Annotated in this window: 15 protein-coding genes; 9 read left to right on the forward strand and 6 right to left on the reverse strand. The window is 72.0% G+C overall.

Annotated elements, in window-relative coordinates; translation table 11 throughout:
• The first annotated feature begins 314 nt into the window (after nucleotides 1-314).
• Nucleotides 315-782 carry an ATP-binding protein gene (locus RPQ07_RS21025; RefSeq protein WP_313945716.1) on the forward strand — a complete coding sequence of 156 codons (468 nt, stop codon included), beginning with the start codon at nucleotides 315-317 and terminating at the stop codon, nucleotides 780-782.
• A gap of 200 nt (nucleotides 783-982) precedes the next feature.
• Here the strand turns inward: RPQ07_RS21025 and RPQ07_RS21030 are convergent, their stop codons facing one another.
• Nucleotides 983-1909 carry a cyclase family protein gene (locus RPQ07_RS21030; RefSeq protein ID WP_313945717.1) on the reverse strand — a complete coding sequence of 309 codons (927 nt, stop codon included), beginning with the start codon at nucleotides 1907-1909 and terminating at the stop codon, nucleotides 983-985.
• An 82-nt stretch (nucleotides 1910-1991) separates the two neighbouring features.
• On the opposite strand from RPQ07_RS21030, the gene RPQ07_RS21035 reads away from it, so the two are divergent.
• Genes RPQ07_RS21035 through RPQ07_RS21045 form a run of 3 tightly spaced genes read left to right on the forward strand, consistent with a single transcriptional unit; the run spans nucleotide 1992 to nucleotide 5160 of the window.
• The gene (locus tag RPQ07_RS21035; protein WP_313945718.1) at nucleotides 1992-2903 is read left to right on the forward strand and encodes an SDR family oxidoreductase; all 912 of its coding nucleotides are present in this window, start codon (nucleotides 1992-1994) and stop codon (nucleotides 2901-2903) included.
• 56 nt (nucleotides 2904-2959) lie between these two features.
• Entirely contained in the window at nucleotides 2960-4114 is a 1155-nt protein-coding gene (locus tag RPQ07_RS21040) for an acyl-CoA dehydrogenase family protein (protein ID WP_313945719.1), read from the forward strand.
• Nucleotides 4111-5160, forward strand: coding sequence for a Zn-dependent alcohol dehydrogenase (locus RPQ07_RS21045; protein WP_313945720.1), 1050 nt, complete (start codon nucleotides 4111-4113; stop codon nucleotides 5158-5160). Before RPQ07_RS21040 ends, RPQ07_RS21045 begins: the two co-directional genes overlap by 4 nt.
• A 97-nt stretch (nucleotides 5161-5257) precedes the next feature.
• Here the strand turns inward: RPQ07_RS21045 and RPQ07_RS21050 are convergent, their stop codons facing one another.
• Nucleotides 5258-6253, reverse strand: coding sequence for a GlxA family transcriptional regulator (locus RPQ07_RS21050; RefSeq protein WP_413777760.1), 996 nt, complete (start codon nucleotides 6251-6253; stop codon nucleotides 5258-5260).
• 59 nt (nucleotides 6254-6312) lie between these two features.
• Between RPQ07_RS21050 and RPQ07_RS21055 the strand changes: the two genes are divergently transcribed.
• Nucleotides 6313-7662 (forward strand): MFS transporter, encoded by a 1350-nt coding sequence (locus RPQ07_RS21055; protein ID WP_413777761.1) that lies wholly within the window; start codon nucleotides 6313-6315, stop codon nucleotides 7660-7662.
• Here the strand turns inward: RPQ07_RS21055 and RPQ07_RS21060 are convergent.
• Nucleotides 7652-8242, reverse strand: a complete 591-nt coding sequence (locus tag RPQ07_RS21060) for a flavin reductase family protein (protein ID WP_313948966.1) — start codon at nucleotides 8240-8242, stop codon at nucleotides 7652-7654. The two genes, RPQ07_RS21055 and RPQ07_RS21060, sit on opposite strands and share 11 nt — an antisense overlap.
• A gap of 409 nt (nucleotides 8243-8651) precedes the next feature.
• On the opposite strand from RPQ07_RS21060, the gene RPQ07_RS21065 reads away from it, so the two are divergent.
• Together RPQ07_RS21065 and RPQ07_RS21070 are read left to right on the forward strand one after the other, a co-directional pair.
• The gene (locus tag RPQ07_RS21065; protein WP_313945722.1) at nucleotides 8652-9557 is read left to right on the forward strand and encodes a hypothetical protein; all 906 of its coding nucleotides are present in this window, start codon (nucleotides 8652-8654) and stop codon (nucleotides 9555-9557) included.
• 476 nt (nucleotides 9558-10033) lie between these two features.
• The gene (locus tag RPQ07_RS21070; protein ID WP_313945723.1) at nucleotides 10034-11758 is read left to right on the forward strand and encodes an acyl-CoA dehydrogenase family protein; all 1725 of its coding nucleotides are present in this window, start codon (nucleotides 10034-10036) and stop codon (nucleotides 11756-11758) included.
• A gap of 81 nt (nucleotides 11759-11839) precedes the next feature.
• Here RPQ07_RS21070 and RPQ07_RS21075 read toward each other — a convergent pair whose 3' ends face one another.
• From RPQ07_RS21075 to RPQ07_RS21085, 3 genes are all read right to left on the reverse strand, one after another.
• The gene (locus RPQ07_RS21075) at nucleotides 11840-12562 is read right to left on the reverse strand and encodes an enoyl-CoA hydratase/isomerase family protein (protein ID WP_313948967.1); all 723 of its coding nucleotides are present in this window, start codon (nucleotides 12560-12562) and stop codon (nucleotides 11840-11842) included.
• Nucleotides 12563-12627: 65 nt separating this feature from the next.
• Nucleotides 12628-14859, reverse strand: coding sequence for an acetate--CoA ligase family protein (locus RPQ07_RS21080; RefSeq protein ID WP_313945724.1), 2232 nt, complete (start codon nucleotides 14857-14859; stop codon nucleotides 12628-12630).
• A 458-nt stretch (nucleotides 14860-15317) separates the two neighbouring features.
• The gene (locus RPQ07_RS21085) at nucleotides 15318-16469 is read right to left on the reverse strand and encodes a flavin-containing monooxygenase (protein WP_313945725.1); all 1152 of its coding nucleotides are present in this window, start codon (nucleotides 16467-16469) and stop codon (nucleotides 15318-15320) included.
• 177 nt (nucleotides 16470-16646) lie between these two features.
• On the opposite strand from RPQ07_RS21085, the gene RPQ07_RS21090 reads away from it, so the two are divergent.
• Both RPQ07_RS21090 and RPQ07_RS21095 read left to right on the forward strand, forming a co-directional pair.
• On the forward strand, nucleotides 16647-17099 hold the full coding sequence (locus tag RPQ07_RS21090) for a DoxX family protein (protein WP_313945726.1): 453 nt from the start codon (nucleotides 16647-16649) through the stop codon (nucleotides 17097-17099).
• Nucleotides 17096-17506 (forward strand): Zn-ribbon domain-containing OB-fold protein, encoded by a 411-nt coding sequence (locus RPQ07_RS21095; protein ID WP_313945727.1) that lies wholly within the window; start codon nucleotides 17096-17098, stop codon nucleotides 17504-17506. Before RPQ07_RS21090 ends, RPQ07_RS21095 begins: the two co-directional genes overlap by 4 nt.
• Nucleotides 17507-17566: the final 60 nt, after the last annotated feature.

Here is a 17566-nt window from a genome sequence, read left to right on the forward strand (position 1 = left end):
GTACGCTCCGTCAGATGCGAGTGGTTCCGAGGCGGGGCGGTCACGGTGTTGCCGGTGCGGTGGCTCCGAGCCCGGGAATGTGCGCCGCTCGTCCCCCTGGGGGACGGGTCGCGAGCCTCTGTTCGACTCCCCGCAGCGTGCGTCGCACAGTATGCACCACGGGTACTCCTTCGCGCTGGAATATGCCCGAAGCGCTTGTTGCGGTGACTGTACGTCAACCATGCTGTCTCGTAAGAGAGTCACGTTCGGTGACCTGGACGAGGACCCTGTCGAGGCGCGAGGCGATGTGTCCGCCGGTTCGGATGGTGTGAGCGGTGCAGGTGCTTCAGGTTCAGTTGGAGGTCGGGCCCGATCCCGCGGAGGTGAGCCGGGCCCGTAGATGGGCTCGCTCGCGACTCGTCGGATCGGGCATAGGGGACGATGAACCGCTCGCCGACACCTTGATCCTGCTGATCTCCGAGCTGGTCACCAACGCCGTGGTGCACACCGGCTGTCCGGCCGTCCTGCGCATGCTCTTCGGCGCGGGTGCCGCCGAGGCCGGCACGGTGCGGGTGGAGGTCGCCGACATCAGCGCCAGGCCGCCGCAGCCGCGGCACGCCGAGGGCGAGGACACGGGCGGCCGCGGGCTCGAACTCGTCGACGGTCTCGCCGACCGGTGGGGCTGGCAGCGCGAGGGCACCGGCAAGTCCATCTGGTGCGAGGTCGACCGGTGCGCGGCACCGGCGGCACCGGTCGTCCGGTTCGAGCGGGAGACGCGAGGCTTCGCGACCGCGCAGCAGTAGCGGCCCCTCGGCCGTAGATCGATTCACGGGTCTCCGCTCAAGGGGCCCGGTTCACACAGCTCCCTTTTCCGATGCCCGCTGCGGCATGACCACGACACCGGCACGGGCGAAGTCCCGGCACAGGCTCGGTTTCCGGGCGGATGCGGCCCTCCGCACGGACGCGGACACGGACACGGACACGGTCCCGGGCGCAGTCCGGGTCACAGGACGGCGACCGGTGCGACGGGCGTCCCCGTACCGCCGACGAACGGCTCGGGCATCGCGGAGAGCAGGAACGCGTAGCGCATTTCTTGTGCACAGGCTGTGGACAAACTTTCCAGATTCCAGTTCTGGCCCTGAAGCATGCCCATCTCGACCAGATCGAGGGCGTGCACCGCCAGCCACAGATCCTCGATCTCGGGCGGGAAGATCTCGAAGGTGAGGGTGTCGTTGGCGACGGCCGCGACATCGTGGGCGTGGAACCACTCGGGCGTGCGCACGGACAGCCCCGGTGACGGATACCCGTAGCCGTGCTTGTCGCCGCCGAGGGCGAGCTGGATCTGACCCGTCCGTACGAGCACGATGTCGCCCGCCCCGACGGTGACGCCGCCGAAGTCCGCGGCCTCCTCCAGGTCCTCGGGTGTCACGGCGTGGTCGCCGGGCAACCGGTCCAGCCCCTTGGCGCGGGCGACGTCGAGCAGCACACCCCGGGAGACGACGTACGGGACCTTGTCGATGCCGCTGAACCGGGCGCGGGTGTGTGCCGTCACGGTGTCGGCGGGCCGGCCGTTGTAGATCCGCCCCGAGTGGGAGGCGTGGGTCAGGGCGTCCCAATGGGTCGCCGCCTGGAGCCCCATCGTCACGATGTCGTCGCTGGTCGCGACCGTGCCCGGGCCGAACAGCTCCTGGTTGATCTGGACCATCGCATGCAGCGGGTTCACCCGGCCCGGGATGAGACCGGTCTGGATGCCGTCCTGGTGGAGGGGCAGGGCCAGCGGGACGCGTCGGCCGGTGCGGACGGTCGCGGCCGCGGACCTGACGACCTCGTCGGTGATCAGGTTGAGCGTGCCGATCTCGTCGTCCTCACCCCAACGGCCCCAGTTGTTGACGCGTTTGGCGATCTCGTGGAACTCCGCTGGCAGGGACATCGCGCCTCCTGGGGCTTGTGCTCGACCGTCCGGCTGACCGTAGAATCTAACGGTCCGTCAGAAACCGCGGGAAGGGGCCGGCGTGGGGAACTTCTTGGCAGGCAGGGTCGTCGCCGTGACAGGCGCCGGACGGGGCATCGGACGCGCCGTCGCGCTGGCCGCCGCCGCGGAGGGAGCGCGGGTCGTCGTCAACGACTACGGCGTCCCGGTCGGGGGCGGTGAGCCGGAGTCCGAGGTCGCGGCGTCGGTGGTCAAGGAGATCGAGGCGGCGGGCGGTTCGGCCGTCGCCGTCGCCGACGACATCGCCACGATGGCCGGCGGGCAGCGGCTCGTGGACGTGGCGCTCGCCGAGTACGGACGGATCGACGGCGTCGTGTGCGTGGCGGGCATCCTGCGTGAACGGATGCTCTTCAACATGTCCGAGGAGGAGTGGGACCCGGTCGTCGCGACCCACCTGAAAGGCACCTTCACCGTCTTCCGCGCGGCATCCGCCGTGATGCGGAAACAGGGGTCGGGCACGCTGATCGGCTTCACCAGCGGGAACCACCAGGGATCGGTGGCGCAGGCGAACTACTCGGCGGCCAAGGGCGGGATCATCTCGCTCGTCCGCAGCGCGGCCCTCGGGATGCACAAGTACGGAGTCACGGCCAACGCGGTCGCGCCGGTCGCCCGCACCCGGATGTCCGCGAACGTGCCCATGGAACTCAAGGAGATCGGCGAGCCGGAGGACGTCGCGGCACTCGTGGTCTATCTGCTCTCGGAGCGTGCCCGCGAGGAGCGGATCACCGGCCAGGTCTACACGGTCGCCGGCCCCAAGATCGCCGTGTGGGCGCAGCCGAGGGAGCTGCGCGCCGCCTACGCCGACGGGCCGTGGACGCCGGAGCGGATCGCGGACTTCCTGCCGGGGACGGTGGGCGTGGACCCGCTGCCGATGCTGGCGCTGCTGGAGGAGCAGGCGCGGGCCGCGGCCGAGGGGAAGCGGCCCAACGCGTGAGAGAGCCGGGCGCCCCGCCGGCGCCCGGCACGTCGTCGCCACAACGGGAGGTCCGCATGGACGACCAGGCGTTCCGGGAGAAGGCCCGCACCTGGCTGGAGAAGCACCTCGGCGCGGGCCACCCCGAGGGCCGGGCGTGGGAGCGCGAGCTCGGACGGGACGGCTGGGTCGGGCTCGGCTGGACCGAGGACGGATACGGCAACCACCGCGCAGATCTCACCCAACAGGTCGTCTGGGCCGAGGAGTACGCCCGCTCCCGCGCCCCCTCCCGCGTCGGCCACATCGGCGAGAACCTCCTCGGACCCACCCTCATCGCCTTCGGCACCCAGGAGCAGAAGGACCGCTTCCTGCCCGCGGTCGCCCGGGGCGAGGAGCTGTGGTGCCAGGGATACAGCGAGCCCGGTGCCGGGTCCGACCTCGCGGGGGTCCGGACACGCGCGGTCCGTGAGGGCGGCACGTACCGGATCAGCGGCCAGAAGATCTGGACCTCCCTCGCCCAGGACGCCGACTGGTGCTTCGTCCTGGCGCGGACCGAACCCGGCTCCGCCCGGCACCACGGCCTGTCCTTCCTCCTCGTCCCGATGGACCAGCCGGGCCGCATCGAGGTGCGGCCCATCCGCCAGATGACCGGCACGAGCGAGTTCAACGAGGTCTTCTTCGACGGCGCGAGCGCCCGCGCCGAGCATCTCGTCGGCGGCGAGGGCAACGGCTGGCGCGTCGCCATGGGGCTGCTCGCCGTGGAGCGGGGGGTGTCGACGCTCGTCCAGCAGATCGGGTTCGAGGAGGAGCTGGGACAGGTGATCCGGACCGCCGTGGCGAACGGCGCCGTCGACGACCCCGTCGTCCGGGACCGTCTCGTCCGCCAGTGGGCCGAGCTGCGCACCATGCGATGGAACGCCCTGCGCACGCTCGGAGCGCCGCAGGACCGCCCCGGAGCCCCCGCGGCCGTCGGCGCCCCCAGCGTCGCCAAGCTGCTGTGGGGCGGCTGGCACCAGCGTCTCGGGGAGCTGGCGATGGCGGTACGGGGTGCGGGCGCTGCCGTCGGGCCGGGGGACTGGAGCGCCGAGAACCCCTACGAACTCGACGCGTACCAACGGATGTTCCTCTTCAGCCGGGCCGACACCATCTACGGCGGCTCGGACGAGATCCAGCGCAACATCATCGCCGAGCGTGTGCTCGGCCTGCCGAGGGAACCCAGGGAGCCGAGATGAGAGGCGTCGTCTTCGACGGCACACAGCCCCAGGTGGTCGACGATCTGGAGGTACGGGACCCGGGTCCCGGAGAGGTCTTGGTGGCGATAGCCGCCGCCGGGCTGTGCCACAGCGATCTGTCGGTGATCGACGGCACCATCCCCTTCCCCACGCCGGTGGTGCTCGGCCACGAGGGCGCGGGCGTCGTCGAGGCGGTCGGCGCGGGCGTCGTCCACGTCGGGCCGGGGGACCATGTCGCGCTGTCCACGCTCGCCAACTGCGGTGCCTGCACGGACTGCGACCGCGGCCGCCCCACGATGTGCCGCACGGCGATCGGCCGGCCCGGCCGGCCCTTCAGCCGCGGCGGCGCCCCGCTGTTCCAGTTCGCCTCCAACTCCGCTTTCGCGGAACGCACCGTCGTCAAGGCCGTCCAGGCGGTGAAGATCCCGTCCGACATCCCCCTGACCTCCGCCGCGCTGATCGGCTGCGGCGTCCTGACGGGCGTCGGAGCCGTACTGAACCGGGCGAGGGTCGACCGCGGCGAGAGCGTCGTCGTCATCGGCACCGGCGGCATCGGGCTCAACGTCCTCCAGGGCGCGCGGATCGCGGGAGCGTCCACGGTCGTCGCGGTGGACTCCAACCCGGCGAAGGAGGAGGTGGCACGGCAGTTCGGGGCGACGCACTTCCTCGCCTCGGCCGCGGGCGTACGCGAGATCCTGCCGACCGGCGCCGACCATGTCTTCGAGTGCGTCGGCAGCACCGCGCTGATCCGGCAGGCGATCGACCTGCTGGACCGGCACGGGCAGGCGATCCTGCTCGGCATGCCGGCGGCGACGGCGGAGGCGTCGTTCGTCCCGGCGGCGATGTTCCTGGACAAGTCCATCCTGGGCTGCCGCTACGGCTCGTCCCGTCCGCAGCACGACATCGCCCTGTACGCCGATCTGTACCGCCAGGGCCGCCTGCTGCTGGACGAACTGGTCACCGAGACCTATCCGGTGGAGGACTTCGCGAAGGCCGCGGACGACGCGCACCACGGGCGGGTGGCGCGCGGGGTGCTCACCTTCTGAGCCGCGGCGGGCGGTCTCCTCCCGGCCGTCCGCCGTCCCTCGGTCCGCGTCCGCCGTCCCTCGGTCCACGCCCGCCGCCGGGAACGTCCGCCGGCTCTCAGCCCGCGGCCGCCCCGGCGCGGAACGTCCGCCGGTAGACGGTCGGCGCGACGCCGAGCACCGTCTGCAGATGCTGGCGCATCGACTGTGCCGTACGGAACCCGGCGTCCCGGGCCACCTGGTCGACCGAGAGGTCCGTGGACTCCAGCAGATGCCGGGCCCGCTCCACGCGTTGCTGCGTGAGCCACTGGCCCGGACTGACACCGACCTCCTCGCGGAACCGGCGGGTGAAGGTCCGCACGCTCATCGACTCCCGCTCGGCCATGTCCCGCAGCTGGATCGGCTCGTGCAGCCGGCCGAGCGCCCAACCCCGGGCGGTGGTCGTCGTCGCCGACTGGGCCTCGGGGAGGGGGCGTTCGATGTACTGGGCCTGTCCGCCGTCCCGGTGCGGGGGCACGACGGTCCGGCGGGCCACGTCATTGGCGACGGCGGTGCCGTGGTCCCGTCGCACGATGTGCAGACACAGGTCGATGCCGGCGGCCACGCCCGCCGAGGTGAGGACGTCGCCGTCGTCGATGAACAGGACGTTCGCGTCGACGCGGACGGACGGGAAGAGCCGCTGGAAGTGCCGGGCGGAGGACCAGTGGGTGGTGGCCGGCCGGTTGTCGAGGAAGCCGGCCGCGGCGAGGACGTAGCCGCCGGTGCAGATGGACACGAGGCGGGTGCCGGGCCGGATGTGCGCGAGGGCGGCGGCGAGTTCCCCGGTGAGCCGGCCCTCCTCGTACACCGGGCCCAGCTCGTACGAGGCGGGGATCACCACGGTGTCGGCGGTGGCCAGCGCCTCGGGGCCGTGCTCGACGTGGATGTCGAAGTCGGCGTCGGTTCGGACGGGGCCCGGCCGGACCGAGCAGGTGACGATCTCGTACAGATGGCGGCCCTGCGGGTCCTTGGCGCGGCCGAAGATCCGGTGCGGAATGCCCAGCTCGAAGGGGAGCAGCCCGGTGAGGGCGAGGACGACCACACGGTGCCGGGGGTGCGCTGCTGCCATGTCCATGGCCCGATCCTATCGAAGCCTGTCCTTCGGGCCACTCGTTGTGCCGGGGTGGCCGTCGGATGCTGTACCGCGTGACGACCGAGACCTCCCCTCCGCCCGCCGGCCCCCGGCTGCTCCGGCCCCGCATCCACCGCGCATGGTTCGTGGCGGCCGTCACCTTTGTGACGATCATCGGCGCCGCGGCCTTCGCCTCCCTGCCGGGTCTGCTCATCGACCCGCTGCACGAGGAGTTCGACTGGTCGCGCGGCACGATCGGCTTCGCCGTCTCCGTCAACCTCGCCCTCTACGGGCTGACCGCGCCGTTCGCCGCCGCGCTGATGGACCGGTTCGGCATCCGCCGGGTGGTCGCGGTCGCCCTCACGGTGATCGCGGTCGGCTCCGGACTCACGGTCTTCATGACGACGTCGTGGCAGCTCATCCTCTTCTGGGGCGTCCTCGTCGGCCTCGGCAGCGGCTCGATGGCGCTGGCGTTCGCCGCGACGGTCACCAACCGCTGGTTCGTGAAGCGCCGGGGCCTGGTCACCGGCATCCTCACCGCGGCCGGCGCCTCCGGCCAGCTCGTCTTCCTTCCGCTGCTGTCCTGGCTGGTGGAGCACCACGGCTGGCGCCCGGCCTCGGTCACCGTCGCGCTCTCGGCGCTCGCCGTGGTGCCGTTCGTCTGGCTGCTGCTGCGGGACCACCCGGCGGACGTGGGGACCTCGGCGTACGGCGCGGAGGGCTTCACGCCCAAGCCGGAGCCGGTACCGGGGGCGGCCCGCCGGGCGGTCACGGTGCTGTTCAAGGCGGCCCGCACGGGGCCGTTCTGGCTGCTGGCGGGGACCTTCGCGATCTGCGGCGCGTCCACGAACGGCCTGGTGAAAACCCACTTCGTGCCCGCGGCCCACGACCACGGCATGCCGATCACGGCCGCCGCGTCCCTGCTCGCGGTGATCGGGGTCTTCGACGTGGTCGGCACGATCGCCTCGGGCTGGTTCACGGACCGCTTCGAGGCACGCCGACTGCTCGCGGTGTACTACGCGCTGCGGGGCGTGAGCCTGCTCTTCCTCCCGATGCTGCTCGCGCCCTCGGTCCAGCCGCCCATGCTGTTCTTCATCATCTTCTACGGCCTGGACTGGGTGGCGACGGTCCCGCCGACGATCGCGCTGTGCCGCGAGCACTACGGCGAGGACAGCGCCATCGTGTTCGGCTGGGTGCTCGCCTCGCACCAGGTGGGCGCGGCGGTCGTCGCCTTCGCCGGTGGTGTGGCGCGGGACGTCTTCGGCTCCTACGACGTGGTCTGGTACGCCTCGGGGGCGCTGTGCGCGGCGGCCGCGCTGATGGCGCTGGTGATCCGGCGCAAGCCGCTGCCGGTGCTCACCGCGGTGTCCGTACCGGCGGAGAAGCCGGCGACGGACCAGGTCACGGGCTGAACCGGCCGAACCTCCCGCGGTGGAACAACAGCGGCGCGCCGTCCTCGGCCGCGCCGAGCGCCGCGATCCGTCCCACCACGATCAGGTGGTCGCCGCCGGTGTGCACGCTCTGCACGGTGCAGTCGACCCAGGCCGGCACCCCGTCCAGCAGCGGCGACCCGGTCACGGGAGCGGGCCGGTGCGCGACCCCGGCGAACTTGTCCGCCCCGCTCACGGCGAACCCGCGGCACAGAAGCCCCTGCTCCTCGCCGAGGATGTTGACGCAGAAGGCCCCGGCCCGGGCGATACGCGGCCAGGTGGTCGACGTCCGCCCGACCATGAAGACGACGAGCGGCGGATCGAGCGACAGCGAGGCGAACGACTGACAGGCGAACCCGGCGGGCCCGTCCTCGTCCCGCGTGGTGACGACGGTGACCCCGGTCGCGAAGTGCCCGAGCACCCGCCGGAACTCCCCGGGCTCGACGGCGAGCCGCTCGTCGTCCCGCACGGCGCGCAGATCGGGCCGCGGGAGGGCCTCGTACGGCTCGGTGGCTGTGGGCGCGCCGACGGACCGGAGAAAGCGGACGGCGGTGGCGGCCATGGCTGCGTGTCCCATCACGCCTCCATTGAACCTGACGCTCCGTCAGATGGGAACCCTGTCACCGGGTTCGAGCACTCCGCATCCCATCGGGCGCCCCGAACAGGCTCGGGTACGCGTGTGCCTGCAACCGCCAGCAGGCCGCGTCCTCGCCCCCCTGCAGGGGGCGTGCAGGGTCGTCCCCGCAGGGGATCGGCGGCAACACCCGGGTGACCAACACAACACAGCTGTACGCCGCCGACCCCGAGGAGTCGAGCCCGGAGGGCCCCCGGACCCGACGCCGGACAAGAACCCGCGCCTCAAGCGCCCAGGCCCGGCCCCCGGACCCGACGCCGGACAAGGGCCCGAGGCCCATGGGCACACCCCGTGCTGTACGGTCAGCGCAACTGAACGCGTTCAAAAAGGGGGCAGCGTGAGCACTGAGCCCGAGAGACGGATCCCGCGGTGGGGACCGAGGAACGTCACCGCCGCCGCCGCAGCCTCCACGGTCCAACTCGCCGTCGTGGCCCCGGTGCTGCTGACCCTCGACTGGTTCACCCGGGACGACTACGGCGCCACTCCCGAAGCGCTCGGACTGCTCTGCCTCCTCCTGTTCGGACCGCTCCTGGCGGCCACCGCCGGACTGGTGCACTCAGTGGCGCTGACGCTTCCCGCCATGACGGCCGCCTGGTGGGCGTCCCGTCGCGCCGGTGGTCCCGAGTGGCGATGGCACCTGGCCGCCGTCGTCGTCATGGGCGCGCTCCTCGCCATCCCCTGTGCCGTGCTCGGCGCCGGATACCTGGTGTCCTGGGCCGGGATCGCGGCGAGCGGGGTCTTCCCCGCTCTGGTGGTGGCCTACTTCCGCCGCCGTGAGGGGCTCCGCGGGAAATCCTTCACCCGCTCGGCCATCTGGCTGCGAGCTTCCGGGATCTGGGTGCTGCTGGCGGCGGTCGCATCCGTCACATTCGTCGTGGCCGTCGAGCGAGGTTTCGTGGCGCCGTACGAGCCGCCGCGGCTCACCCGGGAGGAGCTCACCGGCACCTGGGAGGGCACAGGTGAAGCCGCCGGTGCGGTGCTGCGGCTCGATGCGAACGGGCGGGCCTCGTTCATCCGCCTCCCTCATGACGGCAACGAGGCACGCGTCCCCGGACCCTGCGACGGAAGCGGCAGCTGGGCCCTGCACTCGGGCTCCGCACGCCAGTCCGTCGACATCGGCATGGGCGACTGCTCCGACGTGAACGCGTCCTGGATGCTGGGCGGTACGCGGGACAGGCCCGAGCTGAGCCGCTTCCTCGGCGAGGCCGACCTGCGGATCCTCGTCCGCCACGGCTCGCGGTGAGCCGACCCGGGGCGCCAGCTTCGCGCCGCATCCATCCGCGCCCCGAACCGGCTCGGGTTCGCGTGTGCCCGCACCGCAACGGGTGGCGTCCTCGACCACCTGGGAGGGGGCGTGCAGGGTCGTCCCCGCAGGGGATCGGCGGCAAAACCCGGGTGATCAACACAACACAGCTGTAGGCCGCCGACCCCGAGGAGTCGAGCCCGGAGGGCCCCCGGACCCGACGCCGGACAAGAACCCGCGCCCCGCACCCCCGCCCCCGGACCCGACGCCGCACAAGAACCCGCACCCCAAGCGCCCCGCCCCGCCCCAGGGACCCGCACCACACAAGAACCCGCGCCCCAAGCCCCGCACCACACCGCACCCGCCCCAGGGACCCGCGTGAGCCGCCTCTCACCCCCGCGCCCCCGCTTGTCTGTGCAACGAGTTGCATAGAAGGATCGGGACACCCTCAGTCCCTGTCCCGGAAGGCGAACCCCATGGCCGACGCCCTGCTGTTCAACCCGCGCACCTACGACCCCGCGCACTTCGACCCCGAGACCCGCAGGCTCCTGCGCGCCACCGTCGACTGGTTCGAGGACCGTGGGAAGCGGCGGTTGATCGAGGACTACCGGTCCCGCGCCTGGCTCGCCGACTTCCTCGCCTTCTCCGCCAAGGAAGGGCTGTTCGCCACCTTCCTCACGCCGGAGTCCGCCGCCGGGCCCGGGCAGCAGGACCAGCGCTGGGACACCGCCCGGATCGCCGCGCTCAACGAGATCTTCGGGTTCTACGGGCTCGACTACTGGTACGCGTGGCAGGTGACCATCCTCGGTCTCGGCCCGGTCTGGCAGAGCGACAACGCCGCCGCCCGCACCCGCGCCGCCGAGCTGCTCTCCCAGGGCGAGGTATTCGCCTTCGGCCTGTCCGAGCGGTCCCACGGCGCCGACATCTACTCCACCGACATGCTGCTGACGCCCGAGGGCGACGGCGGCTTCCGGGCCAGTGGCTCCAAGTACTACATCGGCAACGGCAACGCCGCCGGGCTCGTCTCCGTCTTCGGCCGCCGCACCGACGTCGAGGGCCCCGACGGGTACGTCTTCTTCGCCGCCGACAGCCGCCACCCGGCGTACCGGCTCGTCCAGAACGTCGTCGACTCCTCCAAGTACGTCAGCGAGTTCCGGCTGGAGGACTACCCGGTCGGCCCGGACGACGTCCTGCACACCGGACGTGCCGCGTTCGACGCCGCGCTCAACACCGTCAACGTCGGCAAGTTCAACCTGTGCACCGCCTCCATCGGCATCTGTGAGCACGCGATGTACGAGGCCGTCACCCACGCGCACAACCGCATCCTCTACGGCCGTCCCGTCACCGCCTTCCCGCACGTGCGCCGCGAGCTGGCAGACGCGTACGTCCGGCTCGTGGGCATGAAGCTGTTCAGCGACCGCGCCGTCGACTACTTCCGCTCCGCCGGCCCCGACGACCGCCGCTACCTGCTGTTCAACCCGATGACGAAGATGAAGGTGACCACGGAGGGCGAGAAGGTCATCGACCTGATGTGGGACGTCATCGCCGCCAAGGGCTTCGAGAAGGACACGTACTTCGCCCAGGCCGCCGTCGAGATCCGCGGGCTGCCCAAGCTGGAGGGCACGGTCCATGTCAACCTCGCGCTGATCCTCAAGTTCATGCGCAACCACCTGCTGGACCCGGCCGCGTACGAGCCCGTCCCGACCCGCCTCGACGCGGCCGACGACGCGTTCCTCTTCCGGCAGGGACCGGCCCGAGGGCTCGGCTCCGTCCGCTTCCATGACTGGCGCACCGCCTACGACGCCTACGCCGCCGTGCCGAACGTCGCGCGCTTCCGCGAACAGGCCGACGCGCTGTGCGAGTTCGTCGCGACCGCCGGCCCCGGCGGGGAGCAGAGCCGCGACCTCGACTTCCTGCTCGCGGTCGGCCAGTTGTTCGCGCTGGTCGTGCACGGACAGCTGATCCTGGAGCAGGCGCGTCTGACGGACGTGGACGAGGACGTGCTGGACGAGCTGTTCTCCGTGCTCGTACGGGACTTCTCCGCGCACGCCGTCGAGCTGCACGGCAAGGACTCCGCGACGCACGAGCAGCAGCAGTGGGCGATCGGCGCGGTCCGGCGTCCGGTGGTGGACGAGGCCCGCTCGGCGCGTGTCTGGGAGCGCGTGGAGGCCCTGGCGGGGTCGTACGAGATGGCGCCGTAGCGACGAGCCGCACCGACGAATCCGCGGCGGCGCGGGGCGGGAGTACCGCGCGGGGGGACACCCCCGCGCGGGGGTGCCGGGTCAGTACCCCCGGTACTCCGCCCCCCGCCGCTCCACGAAGCTCGCCACCCCTTCGTTCGCGTCCCGCGTCGTCATGTTGATCTCCTGCGCCGCCGCCTCCGCCGCGAACGCCGTCGCCCGGTCGGCGTCCAGCGACGCGTTCACCAGCTGCTTGGTGAGCGCGAGCGCCCGCGTCGGGCCCTGGGCGAGGCGCTCGGACCAGGCGCGGGCCGTCTTCGTCAGGTCGTCGGCGGCGACCACCCGGTTGACCAGGCCCAGGCGTTCGGCCTCCTGCGCCGCAAGCGCGTCGCCGAAGAACATCAGCTCCTTCGCCCGCTGCGGGCCGATCAGCCTCGGCAGCAGATAGGCCCCGCCGCCGTCCGGGACCAGGCCCCGGCGGACGAACACCTCGATGAACGTGGCCCCTTCGGCCGCCAGCACCAGATCGCAGGCGAGCGCGAGGTGGGCGCCGAGGCCCGCGGCCGTGCCGTTGACCGCGGCGATCACCGGCTTCTCGCAGTCCAGCACGGCCGCGATCAGACGCTGTGCCCCCAGCCGTATCGTCCGTGTCACGTCCCCGGCGATCCGGTCCCGGCCCGTCGACGGGGTGCCGCGCAGGTCCGCGCCCGCGCAGAAGCCCTTGCCGGTGCCGGTGAGGACGACCGCGCGGACCGCGGGGTCCTCGGACGCGGCGCCGAGCAGCTCGATGATCCGCTCCCGCTGGGCCCAGGTGACGGCGTTCATGGCCTCGGGACGGTTCAGCGTGATCCATGAGACGCCGTTGTCGACGGAGTGCAGCACGGAGGCGTTCACCGGCACACCGCCAGCGCGTCCAGCGCCACCGCGCCCTGGCCACGGGGCAGCACCATCAGGGGGTTGATGTCGAGCTCGGAGAGTTCGTCGCCCAGTTCCAGCGCCATCCGCTGGACCCGCAGGACGACCTCCACCAGGGCGTCCACGTCGACCGGCGGGCCGCCGCGGATGCCTTCCAGCAGGGCGCGGCCGCGCAGTTCGCCGAGCATGGCGCGCGCCTGGTCCTCGCCGAAGGGCGGTACGCGGACCGCGACGTCCTGGAGGACCTCCACCAGTACGCCGCCGAGCCCCACCGTCACCGTCGGCCCGAACAGCGCGTCCTGGGTGACGCCGACGACCATCTCCACGCCGCGCTCGACCATCTGGCACACCAGGATGCCGTCCAGGTCGACGCCCTCGTAGCGGGCGATGTCGGTCAGCTCGCGATACGTGTCCCGGACCTGGCTGGCGGACGTCAGTCCGACCTTGACCAGGCCCAGTTCGGTCTTGTGGGCCAGCTGTGTGCCGGATGCCTTCATGACGACGGGATAACCCACCAGCCCGGCCGCCCGGACCGCCGCGGCCGCGCTCGTCACCAGCTGCTCACGCGGCACGCGGATGCCGTACGCCCGCAGCAGCTGCTTCGCCGCGTGCTCGCTCAGCTGCTTGCCCGGCCGCATCAGTGCCTGGGCCTTGCGGAACGACGGGGACGGGGTGCGGGGCGCGTCGTCGAAGGGGGAGCGGTAGCCCGTGGTGAAGCGCTGGTGGTCCAGGAAGGCGCGGACCGCGGTGATGCAGTTCCCGAACGTACGGAAGGTGGCCACCCGCGAGGACCCGAGCAGCGTCTCGCGGTACGCCGCCTCCGTACCCACCGGTGACCCCCACACCACGCACACCAGCTTGTCGGTAGCCTCGGCCGCGTCCACCAGGTCCTGGGCGAGCCGGTCGCTCATCGGCGGGAACGGTCCGGTGATCGGGCAGATCAGCACCCCCACGGAGGGGTCGGCCAGGATCGCGTCGATGATCTTCCGGCCGCGCCAGTCACCCACCGGATGACCGCCGTTGTCGACCGGGTTGGCGACGTTCAGGTACTCGGGTATCCAGGTGTGCAGCTCGGCCTGCTTGGTCTCGGACAGCCGCGGCAGCCGCAGCCCCGCCGCGCAGGCGAGGTCGGAGAAGTGCGCGCCCGTGCCGCCGGAGATCGAGTAGACGACCACGCCGTCGGCGGCGGGACGACGGGCGCGCGCCAACAGGGCGGCGGTGTCCTGGAGTTCGTCGAGACCGTCGACGCGGATCACCCCGAACTGCCGCATCGCCGCGTCCACCACCCGGTCCGCGCCGGTCAGTTTGCCGGTGTGGGAGGCGGCGGTCCGCGCCCCGGTCTCGGTGCGGCCGACCTTGACCGCGACGACGGGTACCCCGCGCCGCGCCGCCCGGTCGGCGGCGAGCAGAAAGGACCGTCCGTCCTTGAGCCCTTCGACGTAACAGGCGATGGCGCCGACCTCGGGGCGCTCGGCGAAGTAGGAGATGAAGTCGGCGGTCTCCAGGTCCGCCTCGTTGCCGGTGGGCGCCCAGTGGGAGAGCCGTACGCCCAGCTCCTGGAGGGTGAACACGGGCCGCCCCTGATGTCCCGACTGGGTGATCAGGGCGATCGCGGGGCCCGTCAGGTCGTCGCGGAACCGTTCGAAGGCGTTGAGGTTGGTGTTGGGTCCGAGCAGCCGCAGCCCGGCCCGTTCCACGGCCGCCGCCAGCCTCGTCTGCGCCACCGCGCCGGCGTCGCCGGTCTCCGCGTATCCGGAGGCGAAGGCGACCGCGAACTTGACCTTGGCCTCGGCCAGTTCCTCGATCACCGGCAGCGGATCGCCGACGAGCAGCACCGCGAGGTCGACCTCCTCGGGGAGGTCGGCGACGGAGGGGGAGCAGCGCAGGCCGAAGACGTGTTCCCGGGTCGGATGCACGGGATAGAGCCGTGCGCCGACCCGCTCGGCCCAGTCGACGAGCTGCCGGGTGATGCCGGTGTTGGGCCGTCCCTCGCTGTCGGACGCGCCGACGACGGCGACGGACGACGGCCGGAAGAACCGGTCGAGATCCGGCACGGGTGCGTACAAGGGCCGTCCGCTGACGTCCATGGCGCCGTCGGCCGCGGTGATCGAGGCGGTGTCATGGACGGCCTGCCGGGGCTGTTCGCCGCAGGCCACCACTCGTGCGCGGAGGTCGGAGGTGAGGGTGCCGTGAGTTGATCCAAGCATCGCTGAGCCCCGCTCTGCTCGTTGCCACGTTAACTGACGCATAGTCAGATTACAGAACTGACTACCTGTCAGGAACAGTCGTGCAGGCAAAGGGTGAGGGGACGCCCCACGGAACGGGTCCGCCGCACCCCGCGGGCCCCTGCTCGCCGGCCCGCGAGGCGGGTCCCTCCTCGGTGGCTGTCGCGCTCTCACGGAGCAGGACCGCGGCGTCATCCCGGAGCCCGGAGCCCGGAGCCCGGAGCCCGGAGCCCGGAGCCCGGAGCCCGGATCGGACCGGGCCGGGCCGGTGAGTGGGAGCAGCGGAGGTGATCGCGCTCAGGGCGATGTCCCCGGGCGATCGGCCGGGCGGGATGCGGCCGTCGTCACCCGGTCCGGCGTGCCCCGCGCCCTGCCCGACCCGAAGGGCGGCGACCTGGCGGGCAGATATCGCCGGTCGCGGCACCAGCCCCGGACAGGGCCTAGCTCTTCGCCAGCGACCGCGCGATCTTCTGCGCGTCGATCGCCATCTCCCGGAACATCCCGCTGATCGGGTTCGTGAACCCGGTGAAGTAGAGCCCCGGCGCCTGCGGCAGTGTCCGGCCGCCATGGGTGAGCGGTCTGCCGCGCTCGTCCAGGACGCCGAGATGTCCGACGAGGTCCTCCAGTGCGCGGCGGTAGCCGGTGGCGGTGATCACCGCGTCCGGGGAGATGCGGGTGCCGTCCGCGAGGACCACCTTCTCCGCCTCGAACGAGTCGACGGCGGCGACCGGTTCGACCGTGCCCTTGCGTACCGCGTCGATCAGGCCCACGTCCTGGACCGGGATCGCGCCCTCCTTGACCCGTGAGTACAGGCCGGTGTCCGGGCGGGGGAGACCCTGGGCTTCGAGGTCGGGGACGGCGATACGGGACATCACCCTGCCCGCCCTGTCCACCAGACCCACGGGCAGCCTGCGCACGAGGATGCCGGTGCGCTGGGCCGGCCAGCCGGCGGTGGAGCGGCGGACGATGTGCGGGACCGTGCGGACGGCGAGGCGCACCCGGGCGGCGCCGCCCTCCACCAGGTCGACCGCGATCTCCGCACCCGTATTGCCGACGCCTACGACGAGGACGTCCTTGCCGCGGTAGGGCTCGGCGTTGCGGTAGTCGCTCGCGTGCAGCAGTTCACCGGTGTACGCCTCGTGGCCCGGCCAGTCCGGCCGCCGCGGGGTGTGGTTGAAGCCGGTGGCCACGACCACCGCGCGTCCGGTGAGCCGGCGGCCGCCCGTGGCGTGCAGCACCCAGTCTGAGCCCGACGCCTCGATCCGGGAGACCTCGACCCCGGTCACGATCTCCAGCTCGTGGAACTCCGCGTACTTCTCCAGATAGCGGACCACGTTGTCGCGGGAGACCCAGCGGCCGAACGAGCGCGGCATGGCGAGCCCCGGCAGCCCGGACAGCTTGCGGGTGGTGTGCAGATGGAGCCGGTCGTAGTGGCGGCGCCACGAGGCCCCGACCGCGTCGGACTTCTCCAGCACCACGGCCCGTACGCCCCGCTCGCGCAGCGCGGCGGCAGCGGCGAGACCGCCCGGACCGCCGCCGATGATGTAGGCGGGTCTGTCGTCCGTGCGGTCGATGTCCTTTTCGTCGGCCATATCGCCTGAGCGTAATCGCGCGTTCACTTGATGGGTCTCAGTCAAGACGGGAATCGGTTGCGAATTGATCACGCCCGCAGACCTCTTGCGCACAGGCAGTGACATCCGCTGAACTGACGTACCGTCAGAAATTCTGTGCGGGAGGCCTGGGGACCGCCCGGGGAGAAGGAGGTCCGGATGGAGACCGTCTGGCTCACCGGCGCAGAATGGCTCGCCGTTCTGCGCATCGGCCTCGGCCTGTGGTGGCTGGAGAGCTGGCGTCACAAGGACAAGAAGGGCTGGTTCGAGCGCGGCACCGGCATCGCGTGGGCGGCGGACGTGGCCGGCCGGCACCGCTGGCCCTTCGTGACAAAGGGCTTCCGTGCGGTGGTCGAGCCCCGCCCGCGGGCGATGGCCTACCTCGTCGTCTACGCCGAACTCGCCCTCGGCCTCGGACTGGTCGTCGGCTTCCTGACCCCGGTCGCCCTCGTCGGCGGACTGCTGCTCAACCTGCTCTACCTGGTGCTGATGATCCACGACTGGGCCGAGCAGGGGCAGAACGCCATGATGGCGCTCATCTCCCTGGTCGCCCTGTTCGCCATGTCCTGGCAGACCTGGTCCCTCGACAGCGCGATCGGGCTCTTCCGATGACCGCGACCCCGGAGGCCGACGACTTCACCCGTCCGTTCTGGGAGGCGGCCGCCGAGGGCCGGCTGCTGATCCGCCGGTGCGGTGCCTGCGGCCGGGCGCATCACTACCCGCGGGAGTTCTGCCCGTTCTGCTGGAGCGAGGATGTCGTGTGGGAGCGGGCGTCCGGCCGCGCCACGCTCTACACCTGGTCGGTCGTGCACCGCAACGATCTGCCGCCCTTCGGCGACCGGGTGCCGTACACCGCGGCCGTCGTCGACCTGGCCGAGGGGCCGCGCATGATGACCGAAGTCGTCGGCTGCCCGCAGGAGTCGCTGCGCATCGGCATGCCATTGCGGGCCGCCTTCCGGGCCGACGGCGGGATCGCCGTCCCCGTGTTCCGTCCGGAGGCGCCGGCGCCTTCCCTCTGATCGCCGCCGGCGCCTCCGTCACGAACCGTCCGAACCGTCCGAACCATCCGATCAGTCCGA

The organism is Streptomyces sp. AM8-1-1 (genome assembly GCF_032229325.1).
GTDB lineage: Bacteria > Actinomycetota > Actinomycetes > Streptomycetales > Streptomycetaceae > Streptomyces > Streptomyces achmelvichensis.